At 67.5% G+C, this 17,854-nt stretch carries 15 protein-coding genes; 6 read left to right on the top strand and 9 right to left on the bottom strand.

The genetic code is table 11. From position 1 onward, the window contains the following. Nucleotides 1–11: 11 nt before the first annotated feature. Both O9281_RS10055 and cueR read left to right on the top strand, forming a co-directional pair. The gene (locus O9281_RS10055) at nt 12–2,336 is read left to right on the top strand and encodes a heavy metal translocating P-type ATPase (RefSeq protein ID WP_298185189.1); all 2,325 of its coding nucleotides are present in this window, start codon (nt 12–14) and stop codon (nt 2,334–2,336) included. Further along, the gene (gene cueR / locus O9281_RS10050; protein WP_298185187.1) at nt 2,333–2,719 is read left to right on the top strand and encodes a Cu(I)-responsive transcriptional regulator; all 387 of its coding nucleotides are present in this window, start codon (nt 2,333–2,335) and stop codon (nt 2,717–2,719) included. Before O9281_RS10055 ends, cueR begins: the two co-directional genes overlap by 4 nt. On the opposite strand, the gene O9281_RS10045 is transcribed toward cueR, so the two are convergent. The 4 genes from O9281_RS10045 to O9281_RS10030 form a co-directional block, all read right to left on the bottom strand. Next, nucleotides 2,716–4,092 carry a cytochrome P450 gene (locus O9281_RS10045; protein WP_298185185.1) on the bottom strand — a complete coding sequence of 459 codons (1,377 nt, stop codon included), beginning with the start codon at nt 4,090–4,092 and terminating at the stop codon, nt 2,716–2,718. The two genes, cueR and O9281_RS10045, sit on opposite strands and share 4 nt — an antisense overlap. A 63-nt stretch (nt 4,093–4,155) precedes the next feature. Next, nucleotides 4,156–5,181 carry a ferrochelatase gene (hemH, locus tag O9281_RS10040; RefSeq protein WP_298185183.1) on the bottom strand — a complete coding sequence of 342 codons (1,026 nt, stop codon included), beginning with the start codon at nt 5,179–5,181 and terminating at the stop codon, nt 4,156–4,158. A gap of 5 nt (nt 5,182–5,186) precedes the next feature. Further along, nucleotides 5,187–7,448: a molybdopterin cofactor-binding domain-containing protein gene (locus tag O9281_RS10035; protein WP_298185180.1), complete on the bottom strand. Its 2,262-nt coding sequence runs from the start codon at nt 7,446–7,448 to the stop codon at nt 5,187–5,189. Next, nucleotides 7,448–8,212 carry an Mrp/NBP35 family ATP-binding protein gene (locus tag O9281_RS10030; RefSeq protein ID WP_298185575.1) on the bottom strand — a complete coding sequence of 255 codons (765 nt, stop codon included), beginning with the start codon at nt 8,210–8,212 and terminating at the stop codon, nt 7,448–7,450. Before O9281_RS10030 ends, O9281_RS10035 begins: the two co-directional genes overlap by 1 nt. A gap of 291 nt (nt 8,213–8,503) precedes the next feature. On the opposite strand from O9281_RS10030, the gene hflK reads away from it, so the two are divergent. The 3 genes from hflK to O9281_RS10015 all read left to right on the top strand — a co-directional run bounded on the left by hflK (nt 8,504) and on the right by O9281_RS10015 (nt 12,171). Beyond that, entirely contained in the window at nt 8,504–9,703 is a 1,200-nt protein-coding gene (hflK, locus tag O9281_RS10025; RefSeq protein ID WP_298185177.1) for a protease modulator HflK, read from the top strand. Continuing rightward, nucleotides 9,703–10,551 (top strand): protease modulator HflC, encoded by an 849-nt coding sequence (gene hflC, locus O9281_RS10020; RefSeq protein WP_298185175.1) that lies wholly within the window; start codon nt 9,703–9,705, stop codon nt 10,549–10,551. Before hflK ends, hflC begins: the two co-directional genes overlap by 1 nt. Before the next feature lie 102 nt (nt 10,552–10,653). Then, nucleotides 10,654–12,171, top strand: a complete 1,518-nt coding sequence (locus O9281_RS10015) for a Do family serine endopeptidase (protein ID WP_298185173.1) — start codon at nt 10,654–10,656, stop codon at nt 12,169–12,171. Between the two features lie 87 nt (nt 12,172–12,258). Here O9281_RS10015 and O9281_RS10010 read toward each other — a convergent pair whose 3' ends face one another. From O9281_RS10010 to O9281_RS09995, 4 genes are all read right to left on the bottom strand, one after another. Continuing rightward, a complete protein-coding gene (locus tag O9281_RS10010) occupies nt 12,259–14,304 on the bottom strand; it encodes a transglycosylase domain-containing protein (RefSeq protein ID WP_298185170.1) in 2,046 nt (681 codons plus the stop codon). Nucleotides 14,305–14,409: 105 nt separating this feature from the next. Continuing rightward, entirely contained in the window at nt 14,410–14,811 is a 402-nt protein-coding gene (gene msrB / locus O9281_RS10005) for a peptide-methionine (R)-S-oxide reductase MsrB (RefSeq protein WP_298185168.1), read from the bottom strand. Nucleotides 14,812–14,842: 31 nt separating this feature from the next. Next, on the bottom strand, nt 14,843–15,289 hold the full coding sequence (locus O9281_RS10000; RefSeq protein ID WP_298185165.1) for an NfeD family protein: 447 nt from the start codon (nt 15,287–15,289) through the stop codon (nt 14,843–14,845). Nucleotides 15,290–15,293: 4 nt separating this feature from the next. Then, a complete protein-coding gene (locus O9281_RS09995) occupies nt 15,294–16,208 on the bottom strand; it encodes an SPFH domain-containing protein (protein WP_298185162.1) in 915 nt (304 codons plus the stop codon). A 132-nt stretch (nt 16,209–16,340) separates the two neighbouring features. On the opposite strand from O9281_RS09995, the gene O9281_RS09990 reads away from it, so the two are divergent. Beyond that, nucleotides 16,341–16,808 (top strand): hypothetical protein, encoded by a 468-nt coding sequence (locus O9281_RS09990; RefSeq protein ID WP_298185160.1) that lies wholly within the window; start codon nt 16,341–16,343, stop codon nt 16,806–16,808. Between the two features lie 25 nt (nt 16,809–16,833). Here the strand turns inward: O9281_RS09990 and O9281_RS09985 are convergent, their stop codons facing one another. Next, nucleotides 16,834–17,709 carry a dienelactone hydrolase family protein gene (locus tag O9281_RS09985; RefSeq protein WP_298185158.1) on the bottom strand — a complete coding sequence of 292 codons (876 nt, stop codon included), beginning with the start codon at nt 17,707–17,709 and terminating at the stop codon, nt 16,834–16,836. Between the last annotated feature and the right edge of the window lie 145 nt (nt 17,710–17,854).

The following is a 17,854-nucleotide window of genomic DNA, read 5'->3' as shown; positions in this document are numbered from 1 at the left end:
AGTCGATTGAAATGACGCAGTCTCACCAATGCCATGCGGATCATGCAGCACCTACCGTGACCGACCCGGTCTGCGGGATGACCGTCGATCCGGCAACCACGGCGCATCATGCCGAGCTTGACGGCCAGGTCTGGCATTTCTGCAGCGCCGGTTGCCGCACCAAGTTCGTGGCCGATCCGGCCCGCTACCTGGAGCCCCAGCCCACTGCCGAGGTTCCCGAAGGCGCCACCTGGACCTGCCCGATGCACCCGGAGATCCGTCAAGACCATCCGGGGCCTTGCCCGATCTGCGGAATGGCGCTGGAACCGGACCTGGTCACGGCGGACAGCGGCCCCAACGCCGAACTGGTCGACATGACCCGGCGGTTCTGGATTGCCCTGGCGTTGACCCTGCCGGTCTTCGTGCTGGAGATGGGCGGACATCTGTTTGCCGCCCTGCACCACCTGGTTCCTCCCAACATTTCGGGCCTGATCCAGTTCGCCCTCGCCACCCCTGTGGTCTTCTGGGCCGGCTGGCCGTTCTTCGAACGCGGCTGGGCCTCGCTGCGCACGCGCAACCTCAACATGTTCACCCTGATCGCAATGGGAACCGGGGTGGCCTGGTCCTACAGCGTGATCGCGGTCTTCGCGCCGCAGGTCTTCCCCCCGGCTTTCCGCGGCGGCACCGGCGATGTGGCAGTGTATTTCGAAGCGGCAGCGGTAATCACCGTGCTGGTCCTGCTGGGCCAGGTGCTGGAACTGCGCGCCCGCGAGCAGACTTCGGGCGCGATCAAGGCCTTGCTGGGCATGGCCCCCAAGACCGCGCGCCGCCTGCTGGCGGACGGGACGGACGAGGAAGTCGAGCTGGAACTGATCGCGGTCGGCGATCGGCTGCGCATTCGCCCGGGCGAAAAGGTGCCGGTCGACGGCACGGTCGAGCACGGCCATTCGAGCATCGACGAAGCCATGATCACCGGTGAAGCCATGCCGGTGGCCAAGGCGCAGGGCGATAGCCTGATCGGCGGCACGATCAACCAGACCGGAACGCTGGTGATGGTCGCCACGCAGGTGGGCCGCGACACGATGCTGGCGCGGATCGTCCAGATGGTGGCCGAGGCCCAGCGCTCGCGCGCGCCGATCCAGCGGATGGCCGACCAGGTGGCGGGCTGGTTCGTGCCCGCCGTGATCGCCATAGCCATCCTCGCCTTTGCCGCTTGGGCATTGTGGGGACCGGAACCGCGCATGGCGCATGGCCTGGTGGCGGCGGTCGCGGTGCTGATCATCGCCTGCCCCTGCGCGCTTGGGCTGGCGACGCCGATGTCGATCATGGTCGGCGTCGGGCGCGGGGCCGGGCAAGGCCTGCTGATCCGCAATGCCGAGGCGCTCGAGCGGCTTGAACGGGTCGACACGCTGGTGGTCGACAAGACCGGGACGCTGACCGAGGGGCGACCGGTAGTCACCGCCATCCTGCCCGGCCCGGGCTTTACCGAAGGGTCGCTGCTGCGCCTGGTCGCCTCGGTCGAGCGCGCGTCTGAGCATCCGCTGGCCCATGCCATCCTCGAGGCGGCAAAGGCCCGGTCGCTTGTCCTGGGCGAAGTGACGGACTTTGATTCCCCCACGGGCCGGGGCGCAATCGGCACTGTCGACGGACAGCGCGTCGCCATCGGCAATGCGCGCTTCCTGGCTGACCAGGGCATCGCCACCGAAGCCTTTGCCATGGCCGCCGAAGACCTGCGCCGCACCGGGGCCACGGCGATCTTCGTGGGGGTGGACCGCGCCCCGGCCGGGCTGCTCGCGATTGCCGACCCGATCAAGCCATCGACCCCGGCAGCGCTGGAAGCCCTGCGACGCGATGGCGTGCGGGTGGTCATGCTGACCGGCGACAATCGCACCACCGCTTCTGCCGTGGCGGAGCGGCTGGGCATCACGGAAGTGATCGCCGAAGTCCTGCCCGATGAAAAGGCGGCCGTCGTGGCACGGCTGCGCGGCGAAGGCCGGATTGTCGCCATGGCGGGCGACGGGGTGAACGATGCCCCGGCCCTGGCCGCCGCCGACGTGGGGATCGCAATGGGCACCGGATCGGACATCGCGATCGAAAGCGCCGGGGTGACGCTGCTGAAGGGCGATCTTGGCGGGATCGTGCGGGCGCGCCGGCTGAGCCGGGCCACCATGGCGAACATCCGCCAGAACCTGGTCTTCGCCTTCGTCTACAACGCGGCCGGTGTGCCGGTCGCGGCGGGACTGCTCTATCCGGTGTTTGGCCTGCTGCTTTCGCCCATGATCGCGGCGGCGGCCATGGCCCTGTCATCGGCCAGCGTGGTGGCCAATGCCCTCCGGCTCAATCGGGTGAAGCTATGAATATCGGCGCAGCATCAAAGGCCAGCGGCGTGTCCCAGCGGATGATCCGCCATTACGAGCAGATCGGCCTGATCCCCGGCGCACCACGGCGCGACAGCGGCTATCGCGATTATAGCGAGGCCGATGTCCACCGGCTGCGGTTCATCGCCAATGCCCGCGATCTGGGATTTGCGATCAGCGAGATCGGGACCCTGCTGGCGCTATGGTCGGACCAGAACCGGGCCAGCGGCGAGGTGCGCAGCCTTGCCCTGGCCCATGCCGAGGAGCTTGGGCGCAAGGCCCGGGCGCTGGAAGCCATGCGCCAGACCCTGCTGACGCTGGCGCAGCAATGCCACGGCGACGAGCGCCCCGACTGCCCGATCCTCCAGCGGCTGGAGGACTAGAGCGGCCTGAACGTGACCCTGAGCCCATCCTTGGGCTTGGGGATCGGCCAGGGCTGCCATTCCGGCTCGTAGCCCGGCGCGATCTCGATCTGGTAGCGGCTCAGCAGGTGGGCCATCAGGATCTTCACCTGCATATAGGCGAAGTGCAGCCCCAGGCACATGTGCGCGCCGCCGCCGAATGGCACCCAGGCGTACTTGTGCCGCTTCGCCACCTGTTCGGGGGTGAAGCGCATCGGATCGAACTTTGTCGGTTCGGGCCAGTGCGCCTCTTCCATGTGAACGGCCGCGGGGCTGATCCCCACCGGGGTGCCGGCGGGAATGCGAATGCCCTTGAAGGTGAATTCCTTCAGCGCGCGGCGCGGCAGCGAGGGCACCGGCGGGATCATCCGCAGGGCTTCCTTGAAGGCCATCTCGGTCAGGTCCAGCTTGCCCATGTGATCATAGGACAGCGGGCGGCCTTCGCCGCCGGTCACGGCCAGGATTTCGGCCCGCAGCTTGTCCTGCCATTCCGGGTTCTTGGCCAGCAGCCAGACCAGCGAGGTGGCCGAGCTGGTAATTGTGTCATGCGCGGCCATCATCAGGAAGATCATGTGATCGACCACTTCGTCGACCGGCAGCAGGCTGCCATCCTCGCGCGTGGCGGTGGCAAACTGGCTGAACATGTCCTGCCCGCCCCCGGCCTCGCGCCGCTTGAGCGTTTCGCGGGTGAAGTAGTCGAGCAGGAACTTGCGCCCGGCCACGCCCCGGCCCATCGCGGTGAAGGGCAAGGGCTTGCGCACCACGCCGATCGAGGCGGCGACCATGTCGACAAAGGCCTTGTTGATCGCGTCCGCCTCTGGCCCCAGCGGCACGCCGAGGAAGCTGTCGGCGGCAAGGTCCAGCGTCAGCTGCTTGATTGCCGGATAGAACAGGATTTCCTGACCCCGCCATTCCTCGGCCCGGGCGGAAATCCCGCTGTTCAGCGCGCCCGAATAGTGCCGCATCGGCCCCGGCTTGAAGGCAATCGACAGCGCGCGGCGATCGGCCCGGTGGTGATCGAAATCGAGCAGCATCAGCCCGCGCGGGAACAGCAGGTCCAGCACCGGACCCCAGCCCTGCTCGGAGGAGAAGATCTTGTCGCGATCGAACAGGACCAGCTCGTTCGCCTCGGCCCCGAACATGATCACCCCGCGCCGGCCAAAGCTGTTGTTGCGATAGATATCGCCATACTTCGCCCGCATCCGGTTGCCGAAGCCGCTGGGATCGGCGAGCAATTGCAGCGTCGTGCCCAGGATCGGCCAGCCATCCTCACCGGGGATGTGATCGAGCGAATCCTTGGGCAGCTTCTGCGACCAGTGCGTGAATCGGGGAGCTTCGGGGGCAAGCGTGGCCATGCGCGAATCCTCTGGAAGGGGGTGTTCTAATGCTACTTACACTCATGTAACTTAACCGAACGGTTAAATCCATCCCCCCAGCTCGCGGCGCACCAGCGCCTCGAGCATGGCCATCCCTGGATCGGACACATTCAGGCAATCGAGCGCGGCAAAGTCAATCCCGCCCTTTTCCTCGAACACTTCGCGGCCTCGGATCGCCAGCTCCTCGCGCGTTTCCAGGCAGTCGGCGGAAAAGCCGGGGGCGGCGATGGCCATGCGCTTCACGCCAGCTTCTGCCAGGCGGACCAGGGTATCCTCGGTATAGGGCTCCAGCCACTTGGCCGGGCCGAACCGCGACTGGAAGCTGGTCTCGATCCTGAGGTCGGGGAAATCCGCCTTCATCGCCTCGGCCACCAGCCGCGCGGTCTTGCGGCACTGGCAGTGATAAGGATCGCCCAGGTGCAGCGTGCGGTCGGGCATCCCGTGGAACGAGAGCAGCAGCACTTCGGGCACGAAAGGAAGGGCCCGCAGCTGCCGCGCCAGATCGACGCGCAGCGCCTCGATGTGGATCGGATCGTCGTAATAGGGGGGCAGGGTGCGGGTGGCGGGCTGCCAGCGCATCCCCGCCAGTTGCCGGCCCAGCTCGTCGATCACCGTTGCCGTGGTGGCGCCCGAATACTGCGGATAGAGCGGCGCGATCAGGATGCGATCGCAGCCTGCCGCTTTCATCTCGGCCAGCACTGAGCCGATCGCCGGATTGCCATAGCGCATCGCCCAGCGGACCATGATCCCATCGCCCAGCCGCGCCTGCAGCGCCTCGGCCTGGCCCTTGGTGATGGTGGCCAGCGGCGAACCGTCCGGGCCCCAGACCTGGGCATAGGCATGGGCCGATTTCTTTGGCCGCACGTTGAGGATGATCCCGTTGAGGATCGGCCACCAGACCAGCTTGGGGATTTCGATCACGCGGGGGTCGGACAGGAATTCCTTCAGATAGCGGCGCACCGCCCTGGTGGTCGGCGCGTCGGGCGTGCCGAGGTTGACCAGCAGCACGCCGGTGCGGCGTGGCAGGATCGGGGGGTGATTGGCAGGCAGGTCGGCAGTGGGGAACATGATCCCTATTCTCCGGTCAGTGGGAGGGTGTGCAGCCGGGTGCCCCCGGCGGAAAACAACGCATTGGCGATCGCGGGCGCGGCCGCGGCCACGCCCAGTTCGCCCGGATCGAACGGCGGGGCATCGCCCTCGATAAAATCGACCTCGATCTCGGGGCAATCGGCCAGTTGCGGCAGAGCCAGGGCAGCGAGGCGGCCCGATTGCGGCAGTCCGGCGGCATAGGGCGTGCCGGCCCCGCGCGCCAGGGCGAGGCCGAACAGTAGGCCGCCTTCCACCTGCTGGCGGGCGATATCGAGGTTCACGATCCGGCCGATGTCGAGCACGGCGGTCAGCTTGTCGACCCGGATGCCGCCCTCATCGCGCCGGGCCGAGGCAACCAGCGCGATCCGCCCCTCGCGGTCCCCCAGCGCCATCCTGTGGCAGGCCAGCCCCTGTCCCGCGCCGCCGCGCCCGCCGCCCCATTCGGCCAGCGTGGCGGCGCGTTGCAGGCAATTGGCGAGGCGGATGTCCTGTCCCAGCATGGCCATGCGATAGGACAGCGGCTCGCGCCCCGAGCGCGCGGCAAGTTCATCGACGAAGGTTTCGATCAGGAAGCAGCCCAGCGCCGCGCTGTTGCCGCGCTGGCGCCCGGTCGACAGCGGGATCGCCACCGGCACGTGTTCGACCAGCAGATGCGGGATCGCATAGGGCGGCACCATCCCGGCCATGGCCAGCGGATCGGCCTGGTCCTGCCGCTCGCGCGCGTCCTGCGCGGTCTGGCCCGCAAACAGCCGCGCGCCGAATTCCTGGGCGGTGGCGGGCATGGCGACCCGCACCTTCAGCCCGGTCAGCGAGCCATCGGGTGCGGTGCGCGCGGCCAGCGCCGCCCGCAGGGGCGTGCGCGGCAGGCCGGCAACCGCTTCCTGCCAACGCGACCAGGTGAGCTGCACGGGCTTGCCCACTTCGCGCGCGATCAGCGCGGCCTCGACCGCATGGGGCGTATCGAGCCGCGCATCGAAGCTGCCGCCTGCCGGCATCGGATAAAGCACCACGTCGGCCAGCGCGATGTCGAGCGCCTGGGCGACCGCGCGGCGTGTGGCCTGGGGGGCCTGGCTTGCCACCCACAGCTCGACCTTGCCGTCGGTCAGCCGGGCCGTGGCGCTGGCGGTTTCCAGCGGCGCCGCCTGCGCCGGGGCCACCCGATAAAGCCGCGCCAGCTCGAACTTGCCGCGCAGCATTTCATCCGGCTCGCCGCTGCTGGCAATGCCGTGCCCATCGCCATAGCGCAGGCCCTCGTCCAGCAGCCGGTCGATCCCCGTGCTATCCGGTTCATGCTGCGCAGCAAAGCGCGGAGAAATAAGGGTTAAGGCCCGCTCGGCCGACCACCAGTCCTGTGCCACGGCAGCCACCCAGCCCGCGCCTTCGACCAGCTTGACCAGGCCCTTTACTGGTGCAGCATTTTTCGGCTCGTAAGCGCCCAGCCTGGTCTCGCCCTGGGGGCCATGGCGGATCGCAGCAAAGACCAAGCCGGGCAGGCGCACATCGCCCGCGAAAGTGGCGCTGCCATCGACCTTGGCGGGCAGGTCCAGGCGGGGAAAGGCCGGGCGCACGCCTTCGGGCTGGTCAACCGCCCGCTCCGCCGCCGCCTGCGGGCGCAGCGCCGGGGGATCGGGCGGATCGTAGCCGGCCGCGTCCTCGACTAGGTCGGCAAAGCGGGCGCGCTGCCGGTCGTGGATGATAAAGCCGCCTTGCGCCTCGCATTCCTCCCAGGCCACGTTCCAGCGGTCGGCCGCCGCCATCGCCAGCATGGCCCGCGCCGAAGCCGCCGCCGCCCGTGCGCCCGCCTCGTGCGCAGCGAGGGACGATCCCTCCGCCGTGACCACGAAAGCCTCACGCTCGGCAAAGCGCCGCGCGAGCAGGGCATCGGGGGCTTCGGCCAGGTCCGGCAGCAGCGGCATCCACAGTTCGCGCCACTGGGCAGCCAGTGGCACATTGCCATAGGCCCCGCTGACCGGCGCCGGCTCTACCGCCACCTGCCGCCAGTCCGCGCCCAGTTCGGTCGCGACGATCTGCGGGATCAGCGTGGTGATCCCCTGCCCCATTTCGAGGTCCGGCACTGCCACGGTAATCACGCCATCCCGGCCGATCTTGAGCCAGGCATCGAAGGTCACCTCGCCCTCACCCGCCGCCAGCGGCGGGTCGAACCAGCGCGGGGTCAGCGCCCAGGCGACCAGCAGGCCGCCCGCCGCTCCGGCGCCGATCAGCAGCCCGCGCCGGCTCAGCCGCATCAGCTGTTATCCAGCCAGGTCGCCACGCGCCGCGCCAGCGCGAGGAAGGCCTCGGCCTGGGGGCCATCGCCAGCCGCCGGGGGAATGCCGGCATCGCTGGCCTGGCGGATCGCGAGATCGAGCGGGATGCGCCCGAGGAAGGCATGGCCCAGCCGCGCCGCCTCGGCCTCGGCCCCGCCCCGGCCAAAGGGATCCGATACCTCGCCGCAATGGGGGCAGACATAGCCGGCCATGTTCTCGACCAGGCCGATCACCGGCACCTGGCCCACGTCGAACAGCTGCATCGCCCGGGTCGCATCGATCAGGGCAAGGTCCTGCGGGGTGGAGACGATTACTGCCCCGGCGGGCTTGTGTTTCTGCAGCATGGTCAGCTGGACATCGCCGGTGCCGGGCGGCAGATCGACCACCAGGATTTCCGCCGCGCCCCAATCGGCATCGACCAGCTGGCCGAGCGCAGAGCCCGCCATCGGCCCGCGCCAGGCGATCGCCTTGCCCGGCTCGATCAGGTTGCCCATCGACAGCACCCCGACCCCGAACGCGCTCGGCACCGGGATCAATTGCTTCTCGCGCGCTTCGGGGCGCTTGCCCTCGGTGCCGAGCAGACGCGGCTGCGAGGGGCCATAGATATCGGCATCGACCAGCCCGACCTTGCGCCCCAGCCGTGCCAGCGCCACCGCCAGGTTGGCCGAAACGGTGGACTTGCCCACCCCGCCCTTGCCGGAGCCGACCGCGACGATGCGGCGGCGCGGCTTGTCCGCCATCATCGCCACGCGCACCTCGCTCACGCCGGGTGCGGCGGCGAGAACTTCCTTGACAGCGGCTTCGAGCCCATCACGCTCGATCCCGTCAAATCCGGCGGCATCGAGGATCACGGTGGCAACCCCGTCGGCCAGCCGCAGCGACTGCAGCCGGGCCTGGGCCAGGGGGGGCAGAAGGGACTTCAAGGCGTCTGAATCGCTCAAGGCATGGCTCCGATTGATGTGCTGCGCCCCCTAGCAAGGAAAAAGCGCAGCGAGACCCTGTTTTTTGGTCCAGCACTTCCTATAACGCATGGCATGAGAGGAATTGGCAGTTTCAAACCCGGCCAGTGGCTGGCCATGGCCGGGCGCAAGAGCCCTTGGGGCAACGGTAACGGCGCAGGCGGCAGCGGCGGCGGCTCCGAACCACCGGGGGGCGATGGCCCCGCGGCTGGCGATAGCCCTGGCGAGGGTGGCGGCGCGGGAGGCGGCCAGGGCGGCGGCGATCAGCCGAGCCCCGGGCCGCGCAATCCCTGGCTGAAGCCCGATGACTATGCCGGCGGTGACCGGCGCTCTGCCAATATCGAGGATATCTTCCGCGCCAAGCGCAAGGGCCCCAGCGGCCCGGGCGGCGGTGGTGGCGGCGGCTTTCCCGGCCTGCCCCCGCGCGCCAATGGCAAGAGCTGGTGGCCGGTGATCCTGGGCGGCGTGGCGCTGGTCTGGCTGTTTTCCAGCACGACCCACCAGCTCAGCCCCAAGGAACAGGGCATCGTCACCACCTTCGGGAAATATACCCGCACGATCGGTTCGGGGGTGAGCTTCACCCTGCCCTGGCCGCTCCAGCAGGTCGAAACCCGCGATGTCACCTCGGTGACCAACGATGTGATCCCGCTGGGCGAGGGTGAGAACCTGGTGCTGACCAGCGACCAGAACCTGATCGACCTGTCCTATCAGGTGCGCTGGAACATCAAGGATCTTGAACTCTACACCTTCGCCTCGACCGATCCGCAGTCGACCGTGCGCGAAGTGGCCGAGGCCGCCATGCGCCTGTCGGTGGCCGAAGTGCCGCTGAAGGCGGTGTGGGACGGGACCGGGCGCGGCCAGCTGGAAGCCAACACCCGCCGCCGGATGCAGGCAATCCTCGATGCCTATCGCGCCGGGGTCAACGTGATCGGCGTCGATATCAAGAAGGCCGATCCGCCGGAAAAGGTGGCCGACGCCTTCCAGAAGGTCAACGTGGCCCAGCAGCTGGCCGAACGTGACAAGAACAATGCCCAGGCCTGGGCGCAGCAGACCCTGGCCCGCGCCGAGGGTGAGGCCGCGGCCTTTGACAAGGTCTATGCCGAATACAAGCTTTCGCCACAGGTCACCCGGCAGCGGATGTATTACGAAACGATGGAGCGCGTCCTGTCATCGAATGACAAGGTGGTGGTCGAAGCCAATGGCGTGACCCCCTATCTCCCGCTGCCCGAGCTGCGCCGCCGCGCCGCCGAGGCGCCCCAGCAGGGAGGCCAGTGATGATCGAACAGCTCTGGCAGCGCAGCAAGAAGGCGATCATCGCCGGGGTCGCCGTGGTGATCCTCGCCATGTCGAGCCTGGTGATCGTGCCCGAAACCCAGCAGGTGGTGGTGGTGCGGCTGGGTGAACCGGTCCGCAAGATCAACGCCTTCAAGCCCAACCAGGACTTCGGCCAGACCGGAGCCGGGATCAGCTGGCGTATTCCCTTCATCGAACAGCTCGTCTGGGTGGACAAGCGACTGATGTCGTTCCCGATGGAACGGCAGACCGTGCTCTCGTCCGACCAGTTGCGGTTGGAAGTGACCGCCTATGCCCGCTTCCGGGTGATCGATCCGGTCAAGATGGTGAAGACCGCCGGATCGACCGACCGGGTTATGAGCCAGCTGCAACCGATCATGACCTCGGTCCTGCGCCAGGAACTGGGCAAGCGCACGTTCCAGTCGCTGCTCAATGCCGAACGCGGCGCGGCGATGAGCCAGATCAAGGAGAACCTCGATCGCCAGGCCCGCGAATATGGCGCCCAGGTGATCGACGTGCGGATCCAGCGGGCCGACCTGCCCGCCGGGGCGCTCGAATCCGCCTTCGCCCGGATGCAGGCGGCGCGCGAGCAGGAAGCGACCACGATCCAGGCCCAGGGCCAGAAACAGGCCCAGCTGATCACCTCGGAAGCCGAAGCCCGCGCCACCCAGATCTATGCCAATGCCTTTGGCAAGGATCCGGCCTTCTATGACTTCTACCGGGCCATGAAGAGCTATGACGCCACTTTCGCCAACCAGGCGAACAAGGGCAGCAGCACGATCATCCTGTCACCCGACAACGAATACCTGCGGCAGTTCAGAGGACGGTAAAGGGCGTTCGTGGAATCATTCAATTCCCGTTCAGGCTGGCCTGCTTGAATCCGTGGCGACACCCGCAGCAGGGTGAAACGATCTGAGAAGGAAACGCGACACGTGCGATACGCCTATGGAGTTACGAGTGCGCTGCTGATCGGCGGCGCGGCCGTTTCGGTGATGACCGGCATCCCGGCCGGGGCGCAGGTGGCCCAGAACGACGCGACCCGGATGGAAGCCGTGGTGCCGCGCGCCGGTGCGCCGGCCAGCTTTGCCGAACTGACCCAGCAGTTGCAGCCGGCAGTGGTCAATATCGCCACCCGCCAGCGCGTGCGCGTCGCCAACGGCAACCCGTTTGCCGGCACCCCCTTTGCCGACCTGTTCGGCGGTGGCGGCAGCGGCCCCGCCACGCGTGAGGCGCAGTCGCTGGGTTCGGGGTTCATCATCACCGCCGACGGCTATGTGGTGACCAACAACCACGTGATCACCGCCGATGGTCAGGGCGAAGTGCAATCGATCACCGTGACCCTGGCCGATGGCACCGAATATGCCGCCAAGCTGGTCGGCCGCGATACCCAGTCGGACCTTGCCGTGCTGAAGATCGAGGCCGGCAAGCCGCTGCCCTTCGTCCGCTTCGGCAACAGCCAGGCGGCGCGGGTGGGTGACTGGGTCATTGCCATCGGCAACCCCTTTGGCCTGGGCGGCACGGTTACTGCCGGGATCGTTTCGGCGGTCCACCGCTCGGCCGGGGCCAGCCGCTACATCCAGACCGACACCTCGATCAACCGGGGCAATTCGGGCGGTCCGCTGTTCGACATGAAGGGCAACGTGATCGGCATCAACAACGCGATCTATTCGCCGACCGGCGGCAACGTGGGGATTGGCTTTGCCATTCCCGCCGACATCGCCTCGCCGATCGTCGAAAAGCTGATCAAGGGCCAGGCGATCGAGCGCGGCTACCTGGGCGTGCAGATCGTACCGGTGACCGACGATATCGCGGATTCGCTGGGCCTGCCCCGCAATCGCGGCGAACTGGTGCAGACCGTCCAGCCCGGCCAGGCTGCGGCGGCAGCCAAGATGCAGCCGGGCGACGTGGTGCTGAAGGTCGACGGGCAGGATGTCTCGCCCGACAACACGCTGTCGTTCATCGTTGCCAACACCGCGCCGGGCAAGCGCATCCCGATCGAGCTGATCCGCGATGGCAAGCGCATGACGATCTACGCCGTGGTCGGCAAGCGGCCGAGCGAGGAGGAACTGGCGCAGCAGACCTTCGGTCCGAACGACCAGGAGCGTGACGAACAGTTCAACCGCACCCCGGAACGCCAGGGCGAAGGCCTGACCGAACGCGCGCTGGGGCTGTCGGTCCTGCCGATGAACCCGCAGATTGCCGGCCAGATCGGCCTGCCCGCCAGCACGCGCGGGCTGGTGATTGCGGCGGTCGACGGCACTTCGGATGCGGGCACCAAGGGCCTGCAGCGCGGCGACGTGATCCTGTCGGTCAATTACCGCGAGATCACCGCCGTGGCCGAACTCGAAGCCACGATCCGCGCTGCCCGTGCCGAGAACCGCTCGGCCGTGCTGCTTTATCTCCAGCGGCGGGGCCAGCCGCCCGCCTATGTGCCGGTCCGCCTGCGCTAAAGCCGGACCGACAGGCTTCGGCCCATAAAGAAGGCCCCGTCCGGTGTGGACGGGGCCTTTCTTTTTTTGCCGCTTGCAGAGTGAGTGCTAGCCCGGGCGGCCGCCGGTCGCCTCGCGCAGGAAATCCTCGTTGGCGGCGGGCGGCGGCTCGCGGCCGGAGGGTGCCGGTTCGCTGCCGGCCGGGCCGCCCGGCGCCTCGCCGCGCTCCGGGCTGACCAGGTTGCCCTGCTCGTCGGCATAAAAGTACTCGTCCGGATTGCCGCCCAGCTGGGCCTCGTCATCGGGTTCAAGCTGCCAGGCCGGCAGGGTGACCTCGGTATCGAAGGCCTCGACCGGGCGCCCGGCCACGGCCACCTTCATGTATGCGGCAAAGGCGCGGGCCGGGGCGGCCCCGCCCTGCAGGCCGGGGACGGCGCGGGCATCGTCGCGGCCCATCCACACGCCGGTGGTCACCCCGCTCGAAAAGCCCATGAACCAGCCGTCCTTGTTGGCCGAGGTGGTGCCGGTCTTGCCCGCCACCGGTCGGCCGATCTGCGCGGCACGGCCCGTGCCGGTGCTGACGGCGGTCTGCAGGAGGTCGGTAATCCCGGCCGCGACATAGGCCGGAACCAGCAGCGCCCCATCCTTGGGCTGGCGCTGGTACAGCACTTCGCCATCGATGGTCTGGACCTTGGTTATGCCATAGGGATCGATCGCGCGGCCCTTGGCAGAGACCGCCGCGAAGGCCCGGGTCAGGTCGATCAGGCGGACCTCGTTGCTGCCCAGCACCATCGAGGGGACGGTGGAGATCGGCGTGGTGATGCCGAACCGCCGGGCGATCCCGGCCACCGCGCTGAAGCCCACTTCGTTGCCCAATTGGGCCGCGACAGTGTTCTTCGAATAGGCGAAGGCAGTGCGGACATCGATCTCGCCCGCGAAATCGCCGGTCGAATTGCGCGGGCTCCACCCGTCGATCGTCACCGGCTCGTCCACCACGCGGTCATAGGGCGTATAGCCCGCCTCAAGCGCGGCGAGATAGACGAACAGCTTCCAGGCCGAACCCGGCTGGCGCACGGCGTTGACCGCCCGGTTATAATTCGAGGTGACGTAATCCGTGCCGCCGACCATCGCGAGGACCGCACCATCGCGATCGACGCTGACCAACGCGCCCTGCGCGCCCCTGGGCGTATTGGCCTCGATCGCCTGGGTGGCGGCGGCCTGCATCTTCGGATCGAGCGTGGTCCACACCTCGATCGGCTTGGTGTTGTCGGGCAGCAGCAGATCCAGCTGGGGCAAGGCCCAGTCGGTGAAATAGCGGACCGAGTTCTGGTTCTTTTCCGCTGCGAACTTCACCGCATCGAAATCGACCGCTGCCGCCTCACCGGGCGTGACCGCCTCGTTCGCCTGCATGACCGAGAGGACCACCTTGGCCCGGCCGACGGCGGCTTCGGCATCGGCAGTGGGCGAATAGTGCGACGGCGCCTTGACCAGCCCGGCGATGATCGCGGCTTCGGGCAGGGTAATCTCGGTGCCCGGATGGCCGAAGAACTTGCGCGCGGCGGCATCGACGCCATAGGCGCCGCCGCCGAAATAGACCTTGTTCAGGTAAAGCTCGAGGATCTCGTCCTTGGAGAAGTTCCATTCCAGCGCCAGCGCCAGCACGCCTTCGCGCAGCTTGCGGCCCAGGGTGCGGCTGTTGTTGAGGAACACGGTGCGCGCCAGCTGCTGGGTAATCGTCGAGGTGGCGCGCAGCGACTTGCCGCTGGTGAGCGAGACATAGACTGCGCGGACCAGTCCGATCGGATCGACGCCGGGGTGCGAACGGAACCGGCGATCCTCGACCGAGACCATGGCGGTGTGCATGATCTCGGGAATCTCGTCGTGCTTGAGCCACTTGCCATAGCTCGGCCCGAGCGAAACCAGTTCCGTCCCGTCGCGGGCGCGGACCACGATCATCTGTCCGGCCTGGCTGGACTTGAGCTCGTCGAAGCTGGGCAGCGAGCGAGCGGTCAGCCAGACCGAGACGATCAGCGCAAGGAAGCCGAGCAGGGCCAGCCCGCCGCCCCACACGAACAGGCGCCGCATCAGTCGCCGCCAGCCGCTCGGCTGTTCCGCTTCGGGCTGCTTGCGCCCGTTGTTGTTCCTACGCGCCATGTCGTGCCAATATTCCTGTCTGAGGGGCGGTTAGCCCCCTTCGCCCGCGCTACATAGGCGAATTGTAACCTGCGGTGAATCGCAGAATTTGTGCAGAAACCGCGCTTATTCCTGTGGCTTGAAATCAAGGCTGGCGCTGTTGATGCAATAGCGCAGCCCGCCCGCCTCGCGCGGACCATCGGGGAAGACGTGGCCCAGGTGCCCGTCGCAGCGGGCGCAGCGCACTTCGGTGCGGATCATGCCGTGGCTGGTATCGACCAGTTCGTCGATCGGCGCATCGGGCAAGGGCGCGGTATAGCTGGGCCAGCCGCAGCCGGATTCGTACTTCTCGCTCGATGCAAACAGCGGCGCGCCGCAGCCGCCGCACATGTAGACCCCGGTCGCCTTGTTGCGCTCGTAGATGCCGGTGAAGGCCCGCTCGGTCCCCGCCTGGCGCAGGATATGGTACCGCTCCTGCCCAAGCTTCGCGAGCCATTCGGCTTCGGTCAGAATCACTTTGTCGTTCATGGTCCGGTCTCCTGATCGGGCCGATATGGGGTCAGTGCAGGTGCTCGACAAGCAGCACGGCCCCATCGTGCCCGGCCACCCGCATCCGCGTGCCGGGTTCGGCATCGGGGCCCTTCACCAGCCATTCGGTATCGCCGTGCCGGGCCCGACCCGAACCGCCATCGATCGCGTGGGTGATTGTCACCACTTCGCCCTGCAGCCGCGCGCCGCGATCGTTCATCGCCGGATCAAGCGGGGTGATCGGGTTGCGGCTGAGGTAGCGCTTGCCGGTGAAGACCAGCACGATCGACAGCACGGCGAAGATCACGATCTGCAGCGGCACGGCGATCGGCACGGCCCAGGCCAGCAGACCGGTCAGGATCGCCGCCACGGCCAGCCAGATCAGGAAGACGCCGGGGATCACCATTTCCCCGATCGCCAGGACCAGCCCCAGCGCCAGCCAGGACCAGTGCGGATCAATCGTTTCGAGCGGGTTCATCGCCTCAGCCCTTCCGCTCGCCCAGCGCGTCCTTCACCAGTTCGCCGATCCCGCCGACCGAACCGATCAGCTGGGTCGCCTCGACCGGGAACAGGATCGTCTTGGCATTGGGCGAAGTGGCGAACTGGCTGACCGCCTCGGTATACTTCTGCGCGATGAAGTAGTTGAGCGCCTGGGTGCCGGACTTGGCGATGGCATCGGAGACCATCAGCGTTGCCTTGGCTTCGGCCTCGGCCTCGCGCTCGCGGGCTTCGGCATCGCGGAACGCGGCTTCGCGGCGACCTTCGGCCGACAGGATCGCGCCCTGCTTTTCGCCTTCGGCGCGCAGGATCTCGGCGGCGCGCAAGCCTTCGGCCTCAAGGATCTGGGCGCGCTTTTCACGCTCGGCCTTCATCTGCCGGGCCATGGCATTGCTGATATCGGCCGGCGGGCGGATGTCCTTGATCTCGACCCGGGTGATCTTGACCCCCCAGGGCGAAGTGGCGTGATCGACCACCGACAAGAGCCGGGCGTTGATCTCGTCACGCTTGGAGAGCGTTTCATCCAGGTCCATGCTACCCATCACCGTACGCAGGTTGGTGGTCGTCAGCTGCATGATCGCGACATAGAGGTTCGAGACCTCATAGGCCGCCTTGCCGGCATCGAGCACCTGGAAGAACACCACGGCATCGACCCCGACCATCGCGTTGTCGCGGGTGATGATTTCCTGGCCCGGAATGTCCAGCACCTGCTCCATCATGTTCACCTTGTGACCGACGCGGTCGATGAACGGGATGATCACATGCAGCCCCGGCTGGGCCGCCAGGGTGAACTTGCCGAGCCGCTCGACCGTGTAGACATAACCCTGGCGAACGACCCGCACCCCCATCAGCAGGAAGATCACGACCGCGATCACCAGAAACAGCAGGAACCCTTCCATCGCACCCTCCCGGCGGCTTGCCTCAAATCCCTGGCTTGCGGGATGTTAGCGTGTGGCGGGAAGCGGGCAAGCGAAACCGGATCGGGCGCACGGTTAACCCGGCCGTAACTGTAATCACCTATTCAGCCGCTCATGATCCAGAACAAGCCACTTGAATTCGGCCAGGCCTTCTGGGGGTCCGAGCATCCCGACACCGCGCGCCTGCGGGTGCAGCAGGACTATGTCGACAAGATGATCGCCCTGAAGCGCGAGAACATGGATCGCGTCTCGCACTACATCGATGACCTGCTGGCCAAGGCCAAGGAAGAACTGGGCCATGCCCGCTCTGGCGCCAACGAGCTGCGCAAGCTGGCCCTGGCCCAGCACATCGAAGAAATCTGCTCTTACCTGAAGGGGCAGGCGATCGAGATCCAGCCGCCCGCCACAGTGGGCGAAGGCGTGCGCAAGACCTTCGTGCTGGATGAAGTGCCCGCCTTCCTCGGCCGGGTCCGCTGCGTGCTCGACCGCTGGCACGATTCCCACATGATCGAGCTCTACGACGAGATGGTGAACCTGGTGAAACTGAAGAAGCAGGTCGCGGTCGAGGGCGCCAAGGCCTGAGCCCCGGCACCCCGCCAATGCCTCTCTAGAGTTTGCCGAACAGGTCCAGCATCCGGCCCCAGGCCTTGTCGGCCTGCGCCTTGTCGAACACCGGGGAATCGATCGTGCACCAGCCGTGATCGGCGGGATAGACCTCGATCTCGGCCTCGCGCCCGGCCTCGGCGGCAGCCGCCCGCAGCGCGTCCTTGTCCCCCGGTGAGCGCTTGTCATCGTTCTGGGCGATCGCGAACAGGAACCGCGCGCTGGTTGCTTTCAGCAGGCGGTGCGGACTGTCGGGCCGGTCGGTCACCAGCCCGCCGCCATGGAACGAGGCGGCGGCGCGGATCCGGGCGGGATAGGCAAAGGTGCCGCGCACGGCAAAGGGCCCGCCCTGGCAATAGCCGCACACCCCGATCCCGCGCCGGGTGTTCACCGCCCGCTGCCGGTCCAGCCATTCGGCCGCCGCGCGCGAATCGAGCCCGATCGCGTCGGGCGTCAGCAGCGGGATCATCGGCCGCAGCTTGGCCTGGCCTTCAGGGGTGCGCCACTGGGTGATCGCCTCGAAATGCGGGGCCGGGGCAGAGCGGTAATACTGGTTCAGGACCAGCACGGCATGGCCATCGGCCGCCAGTCGCCGCGCCATCACCTTGTAGGCTTCGCGCAGGCCGGCCACGTCGGGCCACATGATCACGGCCGGATGACGCCCCTTGGCGGGATGAACGAAAAAGGCGTCGATCACTCCCGCAGTGGTCGGGATTCGCACCATCTTTTCAGTCAGCCTGGGTGCCGCCACGGTGCTGGCGCCCAACGGCGCGGCGAGTGCCGCCAGCCCCATTGCGCCAAGGCCAGCAAAGCCGCGCCGGTCAATCCCCTGGCGCTCGAGCGCCGCTTCTTCCTCGATCGCGGTCAGGTCGTCACACATGTCCAGGCTCCCTTGCTTGCCAGGTTTGCCCCTCCACTTCCAAGCTTAGCCGAGCCCGCACAAGAGGGCTAGCTTAACCGCCCGATTAACGGCAAGATCGCCGGACAACTGGCTGACCCGGATTCACCGGGCACGATATGGAGGG

The sequence above is a fragment of the Novosphingobium sp. genome (genome assembly GCF_027531025.1).
Taxonomy (GTDB): Bacteria; Pseudomonadota; Alphaproteobacteria; order Sphingomonadales; family Sphingomonadaceae; genus Novosphingobium.
Note: the sequence above shows the minus strand (reverse complement) of the source record. Positions and strands in the feature narration are given on the sequence as shown.